Origin of the sequence: Sphingobium indicum B90A (assembly GCF_000264945.2) — a bacterium.
GTDB lineage: Bacteria > Pseudomonadota > Alphaproteobacteria > Sphingomonadales > Sphingomonadaceae > Sphingobium > Sphingobium indicum.
Genome location: NZ_CP013070.1, coordinates 3,608,322 through 3,624,103, shown reverse-complemented (window position 1 = coordinate 3,624,103; position 15,782 = coordinate 3,608,322). Strand labels below are relative to the sequence as shown.

15 protein-coding genes and 1 tRNA gene are annotated in these 15,782 nt (G+C 66.4%); 15 read left to right on the top strand and 1 reads right to left on the bottom strand.

Annotated elements, in window-relative coordinates; all coding sequences use genetic code 11:
* Window positions 1-41 precede the first annotated feature (41 nt).
* From SIDU_RS17520 to SIDU_RS17505, 4 genes are all read left to right on the top strand, one after another.
* The gene (locus SIDU_RS17520; protein ID WP_007686838.1) at window positions 42-1,397 is read left to right on the top strand and encodes an MFS transporter; all 1,356 of its coding nucleotides are present in this window, start codon (window positions 42-44) and stop codon (window positions 1,395-1,397) included.
* A gap of 1 nt (window position 1,398) precedes the next feature.
* Window positions 1,399-2,817 carry a CoA-binding protein gene (locus tag SIDU_RS17515; protein WP_007686839.1) on the top strand — a complete coding sequence of 473 codons (1,419 nt, stop codon included), beginning with the start codon at window positions 1,399-1,401 and terminating at the stop codon, window positions 2,815-2,817.
* Complete coding sequence (locus SIDU_RS17510) at window positions 2,814-3,335, top strand: DUF4286 family protein (protein WP_007686841.1); 522 nt, start codon at window positions 2,814-2,816, stop codon at window positions 3,333-3,335. Before SIDU_RS17515 ends, SIDU_RS17510 begins: the two co-directional genes overlap by 4 nt.
* Before the next feature lie 151 nt (window positions 3,336-3,486).
* On the top strand, window positions 3,487-5,523 hold the full coding sequence (locus tag SIDU_RS17505; RefSeq protein WP_233431852.1) for a PQQ-dependent dehydrogenase, methanol/ethanol family: 2,037 nt from the start codon (window positions 3,487-3,489) through the stop codon (window positions 5,521-5,523).
* Between the two features lie 231 nt (window positions 5,524-5,754).
* On the opposite strand, the gene SIDU_RS19520 is transcribed toward SIDU_RS17505, so the two are convergent.
* Window positions 5,755-6,027, bottom strand: coding sequence for a hypothetical protein (locus tag SIDU_RS19520; protein ID WP_129965625.1), 273 nt, complete (start codon window positions 6,025-6,027; stop codon window positions 5,755-5,757).
* Window positions 6,028-6,069: 42 nt separating this feature from the next.
* Here SIDU_RS19520 and lptB point away from each other — a divergent pair, with 42 nt between their 5' ends.
* From lptB to SIDU_RS17455, 11 genes are all read left to right on the top strand, one after another.
* Window positions 6,070-6,855, top strand: coding sequence for an LPS export ABC transporter ATP-binding protein (gene lptB / locus SIDU_RS17500; protein ID WP_007686845.1), 786 nt, complete (start codon window positions 6,070-6,072; stop codon window positions 6,853-6,855).
* A gap of 48 nt (window positions 6,856-6,903) precedes the next feature.
* A complete protein-coding gene (gene rpoN / locus SIDU_RS17495) occupies window positions 6,904-8,418 on the top strand; it encodes an RNA polymerase factor sigma-54 (RefSeq protein ID WP_007686846.1) in 1,515 nt (504 codons plus the stop codon).
* 215 nt (window positions 8,419-8,633) lie between these two features.
* Window positions 8,634-9,485: a D-amino-acid transaminase gene (locus tag SIDU_RS17490; RefSeq protein ID WP_007686848.1), complete on the top strand. Its 852-nt coding sequence runs from the start codon at window positions 8,634-8,636 to the stop codon at window positions 9,483-9,485.
* A 241-nt stretch (window positions 9,486-9,726) separates the two neighbouring features.
* Window positions 9,727-10,731 (top strand): MarR family transcriptional regulator, encoded by a 1,005-nt coding sequence (locus tag SIDU_RS17485; protein ID WP_007686850.1) that lies wholly within the window; start codon window positions 9,727-9,729, stop codon window positions 10,729-10,731.
* Window positions 10,732-10,817: 86 nt separating this feature from the next.
* Window positions 10,818-10,892, top strand: a tRNA-Val gene (locus tag SIDU_RS17480).
* An 88-nt stretch (window positions 10,893-10,980) separates the two neighbouring features.
* A complete protein-coding gene (locus SIDU_RS19850) occupies window positions 10,981-11,154 on the top strand; it encodes a hypothetical protein (RefSeq protein ID WP_007686852.1) in 174 nt (57 codons plus the stop codon).
* Between the two features lie 56 nt (window positions 11,155-11,210).
* Window positions 11,211-11,438 carry a zinc-finger domain-containing protein gene (locus tag SIDU_RS17475; RefSeq protein ID WP_013038834.1) on the top strand — a complete coding sequence of 76 codons (228 nt, stop codon included), beginning with the start codon at window positions 11,211-11,213 and terminating at the stop codon, window positions 11,436-11,438.
* A 208-nt stretch (window positions 11,439-11,646) separates the two neighbouring features.
* Window positions 11,647-13,089 (top strand): metalloprotease TldD, encoded by a 1,443-nt coding sequence (gene tldD / locus SIDU_RS17470; RefSeq protein WP_007686856.1) that lies wholly within the window; start codon window positions 11,647-11,649, stop codon window positions 13,087-13,089.
* Window positions 13,090-13,144: 55 nt separating this feature from the next.
* Complete coding sequence (locus tag SIDU_RS17465; RefSeq protein WP_025771279.1) at window positions 13,145-13,720, top strand: DUF924 family protein; 576 nt, start codon at window positions 13,145-13,147, stop codon at window positions 13,718-13,720.
* 223 nt (window positions 13,721-13,943) lie between these two features.
* Window positions 13,944-14,282: a P-II family nitrogen regulator gene (locus SIDU_RS17460; RefSeq protein ID WP_007686860.1), complete on the top strand. Its 339-nt coding sequence runs from the start codon at window positions 13,944-13,946 to the stop codon at window positions 14,280-14,282.
* 13 nt (window positions 14,283-14,295) lie between these two features.
* Entirely contained in the window at window positions 14,296-15,720 is a 1,425-nt protein-coding gene (locus SIDU_RS17455; protein WP_007686863.1) for an ammonium transporter, read from the top strand.
* Window positions 15,721-15,782 lie beyond the last annotated feature (62 nt).

Sequence of the window (15,782 nt, the reverse complement as noted above, 5' to 3'; positions counted from 1 at the left end):
CGGGCGGACCGAAAGCGGGAACAAACAGGAAGAAGGATGTCATGGCGAATTCGTCCGTCAAGGTGAGGCCGCTCCTGGCCGACGCGCCGCTTTCGGCCTTCCAGATCGCGGTGGTCGCGCTGTGCGTGCTGATCAACATCTGCGATGGCCTCGACACCACGGCCACCGCCTATGCGGCGCCCGCGATCCTGAAGGACTGGCGTCTCGCGCCCCAAACCATGGGCCTGATCCTGAGCGCCGGGGCGGCGGGGCTGATGCTCGGCGCGATCCTGATCGCGCCACTGGCAGACCGCTTCGGCCGGCGCCCGATCGTGCTCGCGGCGGCCACCACCAGCGCGGTGGCGATGATCGCGATCTCGGCCAGCACCAACTGGGAGACGCTGCTCCTGTTCCGCTTCCTGGCGGGGCTGGCGATCGGCGCGCTGGTGCCGTCGCTGAGCGTGATCGTCGTCGAATTCTCCAACGAGACGCGCGGCAATTTCTTCCTCGCCTGCGTCCATATCGGATTCGCAATCGGCGCGATGATCGGCGCGGCGATCGGCGCGGCGCTGCTCGGCGCCCATGGCTGGCGCAGCATCTATCTCGTCGCCGGCCTGATCACCGGCGCGGTCGCGGTCGCTGCCTTCGTCCTGCTGCCGGAATCGCTGCATTTCCTGCTGAACCGCCAGCCGGCCAACGCCCTCGCCCGCGCCAACGCCATCCTGCGACGCCTGAAGCAGCCGGAGCTCGCCGCGCTGCCGCCGGTGCCGGAGCGGCCGAGCCGCTCGCCGCTCGCCATCGGCGCGATCCTGTCCGGACCGCTGCGCTCGGCAACGCTGTTCCTCTGGCTGGCGTCGTTCATGCGCTATTTCGTCAGCTATTTCCTGACCAGCTGGAAGCCGCAGGTGCTGGTGCTCGCCGGCTTCAAGGGACAGGCGGCGGTGGCGGTCGGCATGGCGACCAGCTTCGCCGCGATCCTTGGCGTACTCGCCATCGGCACCCTGGCGGCGCGGCTGGGCGCGCGCCGCGCCACGGCGGGCGCGCTGCTGCTCTGCGCCGTTGGGCTGATGGGGTTCGCCTGGGTCAGCTCGCCGGTGACGCTCATCCTGTTCGCGATGCTCAGCATGTTCTCGATCGAGGCGGCCTTCACCGGCATGCTGATCACCAGCAACCGGCTCTACCCGGACCATGCGCGCAGCACCGGCGTCGGCCTCGCGGTGGGCATGGGACGGTTCGGGGCGATCGCAGGCCCTTATGCCGGCGGCGTCCTGATCGGCCTTGGCCTCGACAAGTCCGCTTATTATCCCCTCTACGCGGTGGCCGCCCTGATCGGCGCGGGCGCGATCCTGCTGGCCCGCGCGCGGGGGCAGGAGACCGCAGACGACCGCGTGGCCCGGCAGTTGAGCGGCGCCCGCTGACATGTCCGATCACGCCGACAGCATCGCGCACTTCCTGCGTCCCCGCTCCATCGCGATCATCGGCCTCGCGCCGCCCGACGCCGACGCGCCCCAGACCCATTGGGAAATCATGGGAATGCGCGTGCTCGCCAATCTGCGGCGCTTCGGCTTCGATCCGGCCGCGCTCCATTTCGTCAGCCGCTCCCAGTCCATCGACGGCCACCCCGCCCATGCGACGATCCTCGACCTGCCGGAGGGGATCGACATCGCCCTCCTCACGATGGATGCGGCCATGGTGCCGGCGGCGATCAGCGAATGCGGCGCGCGCGGCATCCGCGCCGCGATCGTCTACGCCTCGGGCTTCGCGGAGGAAGGCGAGGCCGGCAAGCAGCGCCAGCGCGACCTCGCCGACGCCGCCGCCCGCGCCGGCGTGGCGGTGCTGGGGCCAGGCACCGTGGGTCTCAGCAACTTCGCCGACGGCCTCTCCCTGTCGTTCGGCAACCATAAGCCGGTGCCGCTGGAAGGACGGCGCGCGGTGGGGCTGATCACCCAGACCGGCGGCGTCAGCGGACAGACGCGGCTCGCGCTGGAGGCGCTGGGCACGCCGGTCTCCTATTCGATCTGCACGGGCAACGAGGCGGTGCTCTGCGCCGCGGACTTCCTCGATTTCATGATCGATGACGCGGCGACGGACGTGATCCTCGTCTTCGCCGAGCAAGTCCGGAAGCCGGAGACCTTCTTCGCCGCGATCCGCCGCGCGCGTGGCAAAGACAAGCATGTCGTCCTGCTGCATCCGGGCCGCTCGCCTCGCGCGCGTCAGGCGGCCGCCTTCAACAGCGGCGCCGAGACCGGCGACCACGCCGCGACCATCGCGGCGGCGCTGGACGCGGGCTGCGTCGTCACCGAAACGCTGGAAGAATTCTGGGACGCGGGCGAGTTGCTGCTGCGCTTCGGCGACCTGCCGCGCGGCGGGGCGGTCCTGCTCACCGATGGCGGCGTCAAGGGCATCCTCGCCGATATCTGCGAGAGCGAGGCGTTGCCGCTCGCTTCCCTGTCGCCGGAGACGACGCAGGGCCTGCGCGAAGCGGCGCGCCACGCGGTCCCGGAGGGCAATCCGGTCGATCTGTCGGGCGCGGGCCTCACCGACTGGCAGGTCTATGGCCGCGCCGCAAGCGTGCTGCTCGACGATCCGGCGGTGGGCTGCCTGCTGATCGCGATCATGCCCGGGCCACCGGATATCGGCCTCCGCAACGCGCGCGCCACCCTTCCCGCGCTCGCGGGCACGACCAAGCCGGTGGTCTATACGCTGATGGGCGGGAGCAGCCCGCTCGCCGCCGAGCTGGCCGAGGAGATGCTGGCGGCGGGCATCCCCCTCCGCCGGTCGCCGGAGCGCGCGATCCGCACGCTCGCGCGCCTGACGCGACAGGGGCTGGCGGATTGAGCGCCGAGGCGATTCATCTGCTGATCGCGGCGGAGACGCCCCGGCCCGTGGCTGGCGAGACGGCGTTGACAGGCCGGGCGCGGGTCGGCAGCGGGGGAGGCGAGGATGCGCCAGTCACGCGCATGCTGCTCTCCCCCCATCCGATCGCCGCGCCCCCCGTCGAGGGCGAGATACGGTGGAGTGGCGCGCGCGTCGCCTGTGTCGGCCTTGTCGAGATTGCGAACGCCACGGCGCTCCTCTGCAACTTCCTCGAAGTCGCGGACGAGGCGGAGGAGGAATTCAACGCCTGGTACGACACCGAGCATCTGCCGCGCCTGGGCGCGCTGCCGGGCGTGAGCGGGATCGCGCGCTATCGATCCGAAGGGTCGCCGCGCTACCTGGCGCTATTCACGCTCGCCGGGTCCGACATTCCGGCGGGCGATGCTTGGCGCACCGCCGCCCGAACGCCATGGACGGCGCGGATCAAGCGCTTCACCCGCGGCTACCGCAGCTTCCTCTTCACGCCCGCCCCGCTGTAACAATCAATATTATGGCTTATAGGTTTATAGATTGACACGCTAATCCCCTTGGTTATCCTGCGCGAAAAGCAGGAAAACGGGGAATATAATGAATCGCATAATCCGGATCATTATCTTAACCGGCGCCGGTGCGCCCCTGCTTGCAGCGACGATGGCAGGTGTCCACCCCGGCGCCGTCGACGATGCCCGGATGATCGCCGCCGCCTCCGAACCGGCGAATTGGCTGGTCAATGGCGGCACCTTCAACGGCGACCATTATTCGAAGCTCGATCAGATCAACGTCAACACGGTCAAGGACCTGAAGCCCGCCTGGAGCTTCGACTTCGACACGGTCCGGGGGCAGCAATCCGAGCCGCTGGTGGTCGACGGGGTGATGTATGTCTCCACGTCGTGGAGCAAGGTCTACGCGCTCGACGCGGCCACCGGGCGACAGATATGGTTCTTCGATCCGATGGTGCCGGGCGACACGGGGGTGAAGGTCTGCTGCGACACGGTCAATCGCGGCGTCGCAGTCTACAAGGGCAAGGTTTATGTCGGCACGCTCGACGGGCGGCTGATCGCGATCAGCGCGCGCACCGGCACCCAGCTTTGGAGCACCCAGACGGTCGATCCGAAGAGCGCGCTCACGATCACCGGCGCGCCGCGCGTGATCCATGACAAGGTCATCATCGGCAACGCCGGCGCCGATTTCGGGGTGCGGGGCTATGTCTCGGCCTATGACGCGGCCACGGGCAAGTTGGTGTGGCGCTTCTACACCGTGCCCGGCGATCCCGCGAAGGGGCCGGACCACGCCGCTTCGGACGAGATCATGGAGAAGCTGGTGCGCCCGACCTGGTCCGGCGACTATGCCAAATATGGCGGCGGCGGCACGGCCTGGCACGCGATCTCGTACGATCCGGAACTGAACCAGCTCTACATCGGCACCGGCAACGGCTCGCCCTGGAATCCGAAATACCGCACCGCGGGCAAGGGCGACAATCTGTTCCTCTGCTCGGTGATCGCGCTCGACCCCGACACGGGCAAATATATCTGGCACTATCAGGAGAATCCGCAGGAGGCCTGGGACTATAATTCCTCCCAGCCGATGATCCTGGGAAACCTGACCATCGACGGCAAGATCCGCAAGGTGCTGATGCACGCGCCGAAGAACGGCTTTTTCTATGTGCTGGACCGCACCAACGGGAAGGTGATCTCGGCCAAGCCCTATGTCCCCGTGACTTGGGCATCGGGCATCGACACGGTGACCGGCCGGCCGATCGAGACACCCAATTCCCGCTATACCGATGGACCGTTCCACCTGCGGCCCAACAGCTCCGGCGCGCATAACTGGCATGCCATGGCCTACAGCCCAAAGACCGGCCTCGTCTATCTCAACGCTTTTGAAAACAGCGCGGAGGTACGTGACGATCCCAATTTCAAGACCTATACGCGCGGCCCCTTCAATACCGGCCTGCTGAGCAAGCTCAAGGGCGGCCCGACCCATCTGCTCGCCTGGAATCCGGTGACCCAGACCGAGGCGTGGCGCGTGCCGGCGGACCGCGCGGGCGTGCTGGCGACGGCGGGCGGATTGGTGTTCCAGGGCCAGGGCGCCGTGACCGGCCGCTTCACCGCTTTCCGCGCCGATAATGGACGGGAGGTCTGGAACTACAAGATGCCCAACGGCGTCCAGGCGGCGCCCATCGCCTACAGCGTCCGCGGCGTGCAATATGTCGCGATAGCTACTGGTAACGGCGCCAGCCCCGCGGCCGGCGACGCCGACGAACGCGAACGCCAGCCGGGCCGGATGGTCGCCTTCCGCCTGAACGGCACGGCCAAGCTTCCCGCCGAACCCGGCGCGCCGCCGCCGCCCAATCCAACCGCGGACCCGTTCACCGGCAAGCAGATCGCCCAAGGCGGAACGAATTACGGCAGGTACTGTTCGCGCTGTCACGGCCCGGCAGCGGTATCCTCGAACGTCATTCCCGACCTCCGCCGCTCAGCTTTCCTCGCCGACCGGGAGTCCTGGCGCGCGGTGGTGATCGACGGCGCGCTGGAGGGCAACGGCATGGTGGGCTGGAAGCAGCATCTCAACGAGGCGGAGGCAGAGGAAATCCGGGGCTATGTGTCCGCTCAGGCGGTCGCGCTGAAAAAGCGCGGATCAGGTGCCGCAACATCAAAGCCGCCGGAATCCGCTTCCCCTGAGCAATAGGCAAGAAGTAGCGGTATCCGTCTCTCGTGACGCACGCTTCCTGTTAGGTGTTTAGTGCCGGCATTTGATGGTGGATCATTCAGCCAGAAGCTGCTGGTTGGCGGAAGGCCGGGCGCGACCTATCCCCGCAGGGCATCCTCAATCAATTCGCTCGATCCATTGCCGAGCAGCTCAGCGCATCCCCTCTGCTGTCACTGGCGTACAGGGGATCATCGGATTGATCTTAAAGGATTAAACTGACAGGATTTTGAGACGCCTTGATACACGTTGTAACACCGAATTCGTGCCTCTCGACCGCACCATTTCTTCCGACCGGAACAGGCCTTCGCCATTGGGCGCCCCGGCATTTCCCTTTTTCTTCCCTGTCGGACGTGCATTGAAAGCACCTGCGCCAACACCAATCTTGTCGCGGATCATGGCCCCAAAAAGGTCCGAAACACCATTTTCCTCTTGCCCCGGCGGCGTTCCCATGCACAAAGCTTGCCAATTGCCGCGCGGGGTCATGGGTTGGACCCGCGACAAGCATTCGGCAGCAAGGATGACGTGATGGACGACGTGATGATGCAGGACCGGACAGCGCCGGCATCGCCCCTTCCCCCCCAGGAAGTGGGAGAAGGCCTGTCCGTCATCTCCATCGCCAAAAGCTATGACAAGCGGGTCGTTCTGGCCGACGTGTCGCTGACCGTCGGCAAGGGCGAGGTGGTCGGCCTGCTCGGCCCCAACGGCGCGGGCAAGACGACCTGTTTCTATTCGGTGATGGGGCTGGTGCGGCCCGACCATGGCCGCATCGTGCTGGACGGGCAGGACATCACTGGCCTGCCCATGTACCGGCGGTCGATATTGGGCCTCGGCTATCTGCCGCAGGAAACCTCCATCTTCCGGGGCCTGACCGTGGCGCAGAATATCGGCGCGGTGCTGGAACTGGCGGAGCCGGACAAGGCGGCGCGGCAGGCGCGGCTGGAACAGTTGCTGGAGGAATTCGGCCTGACCCGGCTGCGCGATTCCTCCGCCATGGCGCTGTCGGGCGGCGAGCGGCGGCGGTGCGAGATCGCCCGCGCCCTGGCGGCCAATCCGTCGATCGTGTTGCTGGACGAGCCGTTCGCGGGCATCGATCCGCTGTCCATCGCGGATATTCGCGACCTGGTGAAGCAGTTGAAGACGCGGGGCATCGGCGTCCTCATCACCGACCATAATGTCCGCGAGACGCTGGAGATCGTGGACCGCGCCTGCATCATCTATGACGGCAAGGTGCTGTTCGCGGGCAGCCCGACGGAGCTGGTCGCCAATGCCGACGTGCGGCGGCTCTATCTGGGCGAGAATTTCTCGCTCTGACATGGGCGGCGGGCGGGCCTTTCCTGACGGCGGCGGCGGGAAGGACTGATGACGCTCGCGCCCCGTCTCGACCTGCGGCAGAGCCAGTCGCTGGTGATGACGCCGCAGTTGCAGCAGGCGATCAAGCTGCTGGCGCTGTCCAATCTGGAGATCGAGGCGTTCGTCGCGGGCGAACTGGAAAAGAATCCGCTGCTGGAGGCGGGCGGGACGGATGATTTCGCGCCGCCCGCCGACGGGGTGGACCGTGCAGCGGAGCAGCATGACCTGCGTGCCGAAACGGGCGATGCGGACCAGTTGATCGGCCAGGGGCTGGGCGCGGCCGATTCCCCGCTGGACGTGGATTATGGCGCGGAGACCTTCATCGACGACGGGCCGGGCGACCGGATGGCGGGCGCCATCGGCTCCGGCGGCGGGATGGACATGCTGTCGGGCGGCAGCGGCGAGGCGCCGGATTTCGACAGTTTCGCCAATCCGGAGCAGGGGCTTCAGGAACATCTGATGGATCAGGCGCGCAGCGCGCTGTCAGGCATGGACCTGATGATCGCCGCGCAACTGATAGGGCAGATCGACGAGGCCGGTTATCTGGAGGTCAATCTGCTGGAGACCGCCCATGGCATGGGCGTGCCGCTTTACAGGATCGAGCAGGTGCTGGGCGTGATCCACGGTTTCGACCCGACCGGGGTGGGGGCGCGGTCGCTGTCGGAATGCCTGGCCTTGCAGGCGAAGGAGGCGGATCGTTACGACCCCTGCATGGCGAAGCTGCTGGCCAATCTGGACCTGCTCGCCAGGGGGGCGCTGCCGCAGTTGCGCCGGATCTGCGGCGTGGACGAGGAGGATATGGCGGACATGATCCGCGAATTGCGCGGTTACGATCCCAAGCCCGGCCTGCGCTTTTCCACCGAGAGCGCCGCGCCGGTGACGCCCGACCTGTTCGTGCGGCCGACGCGGGAGGGTTGGGCGATCGAGGTCAACAGCGCCACCCTGCCCCGCGTGCTGATCAACCGGACCTATTATGTCGAACTCGCCTCCGGGCCGCAGGACAGGACGTCCAAGGCGTGGCTGGCCGATTGCCTGGCGAGCGCCAACTGGCTGGTGAAGGCGCTGGACCAGCGGCAGAAGACCATCGTCAAGGTCGCGAGCGAGATCGTCCGCCAGCAGGAGGATTTCTTCCGCAAGGGGGTGGAGCATCTGAAGCCGCTGACGCTGAAGGCCGTGGCCGACGCGATCCAGATGCATGAATCGACCGTCAGCCGGGTGACGTCGAACAAATATCTGTCCTGCCCGCGTGGGCTGTATGAACTCAAATATTTCTTCACCAGCGGCGTTTCTGCGGCGGGCGGCGAGGGCGCGGTGTCGGCCGAGGCGGTGAAGAGCCACATCAAGGCGCTGATCGCGGCGGAGACAGCCGACGCCATATTGTCGGACGACACGCTGGTCGACCTGCTGCGCGCCAAGGGCATGGACATCGCCCGCCGCACCGTCGCCAAATATCGCGAGGCGATGGGGATCGGATCGTCGGTGCAGCGGCGGCGGCAGAAGGCCTTGCGGGGGCAGGCGGCTTAGGGGAGGTGTTGTTTTCTCCTTCGTCATGCTGAACTTGTTTCAGCATCCATTGTGCCTCCATGCGCCTTGGTCGCGTGGGGAGGAATGGATGCTGAAACAAGTTCAGCATGACGGGTGGTGGGGAGGGGGCGGAAATCCGTTCATATGCTTGACGCCGCCGGGATGAGCGGCGACATCGGGCGTCTCTTCAACCCCAAGGATTTCATTCCCGCCCCATGTCCATCGCCTATCTGAACGGCCGCTTCGTGCCGCTGGAACAAGCCCAGGTCTCCGTGCTGGATCGGGGTTTCCTGTTCGCGGACGGCATTTATGAGGTCGCGGCGGTGATCGACGGCAGGCTGGTCGACAGCGCGTCCCATCTCGCCCGGCTGGAGCGGTCGACCGGGGCCATCGGCATCGCCCTGCCCCTCTCCCTCGCGGAGGTCGAGGCGGCGCAGAAGGAACTGGTGGCGCGCAACGGGCTGACCGAGGGGCTGGTCTATCTCCAGATCACGCGGGGGGCCGACGCGACGCGGGATTTCCTGCCCTCGCCCGGCATCGCGCCGACCCTGGTGATGTTCGTGCAGGCCAAGCCTTTCCTGGACGTGCCCGCCGCGCGCAACGGGATCGCAGTCGCGACCATGCCCGACCTGCGCTGGGCGCGGCGCGACATCAAGAGCGTCGGCCTGCTCGCCCAGGCCATGGCCAAGCGCGCCGCCGCCGAAGCGGGCGCGCAGGAGGCGTGGATGGTCGAGGACGGCTTCGTCACCGAAGGCGCGTCGTCCACCGCCTTCATCGTGACGGACGAGGGCATCGTCACCCGGCCCTACAGCCAGGCGGTGCTGGCGGGCTGCACCGGCGCGGCGCTGAACGCGCTGGCGGAGGAAAGCGGCATCGCCGTCATCCGCCGTCCCTTCACCGTCGCGGAAGCATTGGCGGCCAGGGAAGCCTTCATCGCCAGCGCCTCCACCCTCTGCCAGTCGGTGGTGCGGATCGACGGCCAGGCCATCGGCGACGGCAAGCCCGGCCCGGTCGCGATGCGGCTGCGCGCCCTCTATATAGACTTTGCCCGCCGCACGGCGGTTTGAGCAAAAAGACGCGCAAAAGCTGATCCATATCGGATGAAAAGCGGAATCTCGCCATTCCCGCCATTTCGGCAGAGATCGAGGCTCCATTTCGGTGTCCGTTATGGCGATGTCGGCAAGAGCGCCCTTCGCAACAGGCGCGACGGGCAGGATGCGCGGCATAAACCTCCATATCGGAGAATGGCCTGGCTGCGTAACGACGGCGTTGCGATAAGCTGCGGCAAACGGGAAGGGAGATTTCAGCGTGGGTTCGGATCATGATGAGATCGGTTTCGGTGCATCCCTGGATCAGCCCTTCGGCGCGCGGGACGACCGGCCGGGGCTGCTGATCCTGGCGGACGACGTCTATCTGGACGACGCCGCGCTGCTGAGCCGGGCGGCGGACCTTCGCCTGCTGGGCACGGTGCCGCTGGACCAGGCGTCGACCCGGCTGGACGTGCAGATCGGCTGCGACATCATCCTGTGCTTCTGCCCGACGCCCGGTCCGATGATCGAGCGGTTGCTGGTGCAGATCGAGACATTGGCGCTGCAGAACGACATGCCGGTGATATTGGTGGCCGACCTGGAGACCGTCGACCTTGCCTATGCCTGCCTGCGCAGCGAGCGGACGCAATTGCTTTGCAGGCCGGGGCATACCGACCTTGCGGCCGCCCTTCTGGCCACCGCGAGGCAGACGCCGTCCCGATCGCTGCATGAGGCGAACCGCGACAATGAGGGACTGAGGCTCCAGCAATTGAGCGACGAGGTGAGCCGCCTTGCCCGCACGCTTGAGGCGCTGACGCTGCGTCCCCGCCACGCCACACCCTCCTTCGACCTCGGCCCGCGCATATCGGACGAGCCGAGCGATTATATCGGCATGCCCGCCCTGGAACCCATCGGCAGCGCGGACAAGCCTGCCGACGCCGCGACCCTGGAGTCGGCGCAGGTGCGCGACCTGTTGCGGGCGCGGCGGCTGCGCGACGATTTCCTGCCCGCCGACCTGTTCGCGGACCCCGCCTGGGACATGCTGCTGGACCTGCTGGCCGCCCGGCTGGAGCATGAGCGCGTGTCCGTCTCCAGCCTGTGCATCGCATCCGCCGTGCCGCCGACCACCGCGCTGCGCTGGATCAGGACGCTGACCGAAAAGGGTTTCGTCGACCGGCAGGCCGACCCGCATGACGGGCGCCGCGTCTTCATCGCGCTGGCCGATCACGCGGCGGAGGCGCTGACCCGCTGGTTCATCGCGAGCCGCCGTTTCCTGTGCACCTGACGACCCTGCGCGCATCGCCGCTTGACCGGCAGCCCGATTGCCGTAGATAGGCCCCCACCGGACGCCTGGGCATCGGGACAGGCATCGGGCGATTAGCTCAGTGGTAGAGCGTCTCGTTTACACCGAGAATGTCGGCGGTTCGAGCCCGTCATCGCCCACCATGTCCTGCCCCTGGAGAAATCTGTTCCCGCGGCGGCGCGAATGGCGTAAGGTTCCGGCGACGGAACGCTTTTGTGAGGCACTCGCATCATGGCTCTCACGCTTCTTCTTGCCGGGACGGTGGCGCCCTTTCTGCTGATGTTTTCGCCCGTTTCGCTGGCGACGGCCCGCGATTGCCTGGACTGGGAGGCGCCGGCCAAGGCGGTCGACCTGGGCGTGGAGAAGCCCTGTCCGAAAAAGAAGCCGCCGCTGCTGCTGATGTAAGGCCCCTTCTCCACGGATATTGCAGCGCAACGCCGGCGCTGCTAATCCATGACGCCATGATCCAGCCGCCTGAAATCATCCGAGTCACCAAGCCCCGCGTTTCCTGCGACGGTTCGGGGGAGATTCCCGCCGCGCTAGGCCATCCGCGCGTCTTCCTTGAGATCGATGAGCATGGCTATGTCGACTGCGGCTATTGCGACCGCCGCTTCGTGCTGGCCGGCAGCGTTGCGGACACGCCGGAAATCGCGGGCCTGCCGGATATTCCCTCGGGCGCCAGCCTTTAATTCGCACTGCTTCAGGGCGGAGGCATTGCGTTCGTCCTGATCGGTTATGGGGCGAAGCCGATATCGCGTGTCGAAAGGCCTGATGCTTCGATGCGGGTCTTCGACAAGCTCAGCCCCTGCTCAGCACGAACGGTTCATATTGGGCGGGTGGCGCTCCAGCGTCGATTTTTGATTGGGCTTGCCGCCTGCCGCTCCTATATCGGACGGCATGACCGAAGCTGCTCCCCAGTTCACCGATGCCCGTGGCCTGCTCTATCGCCCCGGCCTGCTCGATCCCGACGGCGCGCGCCGCCTGACCGCCGAGGCGCTGAAAGGCTGCGACGATGGCGAGCTTTACCTGCAATATCGGGCGAGCGAGAGCTTCGGCTTCGATGACGGGCGGCTGAAGACCGCCGATTATTCGACCGATGCGGGCTTCGGCCTGCGCGGCGTGTCGGGGGAGATGACCGGCTTCGCCCATGCCAACGACATCAGCGAAGCCGCGATCCGCCGCGCCGCCGAGACGCTGACCTTGCTCGATCCGGCGAAGGGCCAGCCCGCGCCGCCGCCGCAGCATACCAACCGGCATCTTTATACCGACGTCAATCCGCTGGAGATCGTGCCCTTTGCCGAGAAGGTGACGCTCTGCGCCGCCATCGACGCCGCCGCCCGCGCCCGCGATCCGCGTGTCGCGCAGGTGTCGGCAAGCCTGGCGGGAAGCTGGTCGGTGGTGGAAATCGTGCGCGCCGACGGCTTCACCGCGACCGACATCCGGCCGCTGGTGCGGCTCAACGTGTCCGTCATCCTGGAGGAGAATGGCCGCCGCGAGACGGGCGTGTTCGGGATCGGCGGTCGCTATCTCTATGACGAGGTGATGGACTCGGGCGTATGGAACCGGGCGATTGACGAGGCGCTGGCGCAGGCGCGGGTCAATCTGCGTTCCGTGGCCGCGCCCGCGGGGGAGATGACCGTGCTGCTGGGGCCGGGCTGGCCGGGCGTGCTGGTGCATGAAGCCATCGGGCATGGGCTGGAGGGCGACTTCAACCGCAAGGGCACCAGCGCCTTTTCCGGACGCGTCGGCCAGCGGGTCGCGGCGCCGGGCGTCACCGTGGTGGACGACGGGTCGATCATGAGCCGGCGCGGCTCGCTCTCCATCGATGACGAGGGCACGCCGACGAGGGAAAATGTGCTGATCGAGGACGGCATCCTCAAGGGCTATATGCAGGACCGGCTGAACGCCCGTCTGATGGGCGTGGAGCCGACCGGCAACGGCCGCCGCGAAAGCTATGCCCATGCGCCGATGCCGCGCATGACCAACACCTTCATCAAGGGCGGGCAGGACGATCCGGAGGAACTGCTGAGCCGGATGAAGTCGGGCATTTTCGCCAAGAGCTTCGGCGGCGGGCAGGTGGACATCGTGTCGGGCAAGTTCGTCTTTTCCTGCACTGAGGCCTACAAGGTTGAGAACGGCAAGCTGGGCGAGCCGATCAAGGGCGCGACGCTGATCGGCGACGGGCCGACGGCGCTGACCAAGGTGGTCGGCATCGGCCATGACTGGGCGCTGGACGAAGGCATCGGCATGTGCGGCAAGGGCGGGCAGAGCGTGCCCGCTGGCGTGGGCCAGCCGACGCTGCTGATGGAGGGCCTTACGGTCGGTGGCACGGCGACCTGAGGCGCAGGCGCCATGGACGGAGGAACCCCAAGCGCCCTCCGTCTTTATTTCCATGATGAACATGCTGACCGACAGCCATGACGCCGTGACCGCCGACTGGGCGGCGGCCCTGCTGGATTTCTGGTTCAACCAGGTCGGCGAGCAGGGATGGTGGAGCCACGATCCGGCGCTCGACCGGACGTGCCAGGCGCGATTCCGCGCCCTGTGGGAAGAGAAGCGCCATCTGCCCGCCGAGGAATTTCTGGAGCGGGCCGACGACGCGCTGGCGGCGGTCCTGCTGTTCGACCAGTTGCCGCGCAACATGTTCCGGGGATCGGCCGCGGCTTTCTCCACCGATGCGCTGGCCCGCGACGTCGCGCGAGGGGCAGTGGCCCATGGCTATGACATACAGATTGGCGGCGCCGGGCGGCTGTTCTTCTACATGCCCTTCCAGCATAGCGAGGCGGTGGACGATCAGAAATTGTCGGTCAGCCTGTTCGAAGGCGCGGGCGACGCGAAGTCCCTAGCGTTCGCTCGGGAGCATTATGCGATGATCGAGCGCTTCGGCCGCTTTCCCCATCGCAACGCCGCGCTGGGCCGCGCCGATGCCCCCGGCGAGGAAGAGGCCGCGAAGAAAGGCGGAGGCTGGTAAGGCTGGCTCGGCCTACCCTTTCCTTCATGCCGAACTTGTTTCAGCGGATGGCTTCGCCATTCGACGACAGGCGTGCCTAATTTTTGAGCATCGATCCAGCGCTGCCCATTTTTTCAGCGGGCCGTTTTGACGCGTCAGGGAAAAACCCCGCATTAACCCGCCTTTTACGAATTGGCACGGCTTTTGCTGAGTATGTCGCCGCACACCAGTAACAGGGGGCGACATGAAACTTGTCATGGCTATCATCAAGCCGTTCAAGCTTGACGATGTCCGCGAGGCACTTTCCTCGCTCGGCATCGCCGGCATGACGGTGAGCGAAGTGAAGGGCTTTGGCCGCCAGAAGGGGCAGACCGAAATCTATCGCGGCGCTGAATATTCGACGAACATGGTTCCGAAGATCAAGATCGAGGTGGTCTGCGACGACGATCTCGCGCCCCGCGTGATCGAGGCCGTTCAGGCGGCCGCGAATTCGGGCGCCATCGGCGATGGCAAGATCTTCGTTCTCGATGTCGAGCAGGCGGTGCGCATTCGTACCGGCGAAACCGGCGAAACCGCACTGTAAGAAGGGGGAATTAATGTCCTTTTCCAAGAAGCTTTGCGGCGTGATGGGGGCGGTCGGCCTGTCCCTGCTCGCAGCCGCACCGGCGCTGGCCGCGCCGATCAAGGCGCCAGACGCCGCCGCCATGGCCGGCATGGTCAACAAGGGCGACGTCGCCTGGATGCTGGTTTCCGCCGCATTGGTGCTGATGATGTCGGTTCCGGGCCTGGCCCTGTTCTACGGCGGCCTGGTCCGCACCAAGAACATGCTGAGCATCCTGATGCAGGTGTTCATGATCGTTTCCGTCGCGGGCCTGGTCTGGTGCTGCTGGGGCTATTCGATCGCCTTCACCAGCGGCGGCGACAACCACTTCTTCGGCGGGCTTTCCAAGGCCTTCCTGATGGGGGTCGACGGCACGACCTATGGCGCGACGTTCAGCAACAACGTCTATCTGCCCGAATTCGTGTTCGTGGTCTTCCAGATGACCTTCGCCATGATCACCCCGGCGCTGATCGTCGGCGCCTTCGCGGAGCGCGTGAAATTCTCTTCGCTGATCGTGTTCGTCGTGCTGTGGCTGACCTTCATCTACTTCCCGATGGCGCACATGGTCTGGTACTGGGCCGGCCCGGACTTCCTGGTTGACGCTCCGACCGATTACGGCCTGCTCTGGGGCTGGGGCGCGCTCGACTTCGCGGGCGGCACCGTGGTGCACATCAACGCCGGTATCGCCGGTCTGGTGGGCGCGATCATGGTCGGCAAGCGCGTCGGCTTCCCCAAGGAGCCCATGCCGCCGCACTCGCTGACCATGACCATGATCGGCGCCAGCCTGCTGTGGGTCGGCTGGTTCGGCTTCAACGCCGGGTCCAACCTGGAAGCCAATGCCGTCACCGGCGTCGCCTTCATCAACACCATGGTCGCCACCTGCGCGGCGGCGGTGAGCTGGTCGCTGGTCGAGCAGGTCCACCATGGCAAGGCTTCGCTGCTGGGCGCCGTCACCGGCGCGGTGGCAGGGCTGGTCGCGATCACCCCGGCCGCGGGCTTCGCGGCGCCGATGACCTCCATCGCACTCGGCTTCATCGTCTCGCCGATCTGCTACATCTTCGTGGCGTTCGTGAAGGGCAAGGTCGGCTATGACGACAGCCTGGATGTGTTCGGCGTGCACTGCATCGGCGGCATCGTCGGCGCCATCGGCACCGGCATCGTCGCGGCTCCCTCGCTGGGCGGCCAGGGCGTGTTCGACTACACCGTCTTCCCGGCGGCCTTCCATCCGGAAGCCTACAGCATCCCGGGCCAGGTCTGGATCCAGGTCAAGGCGGTGGTCTTCACCCTGCTCTTCTCCGGCATCGGCAGCGCGATCCTCTACTTCATCATCGACAAGACGATGGGTCTGCGTCCGAGCAAGGAAGCCGAAATGGAAGGTCTCGACCTCTCCAGCCACGGCGAGCGCGCCTACAACTACTGAGATTGGCAGGGCGGGCCGATCAACGGCCCGCCCGCCTCACCTTGTTCCTCCTGCGAACATGC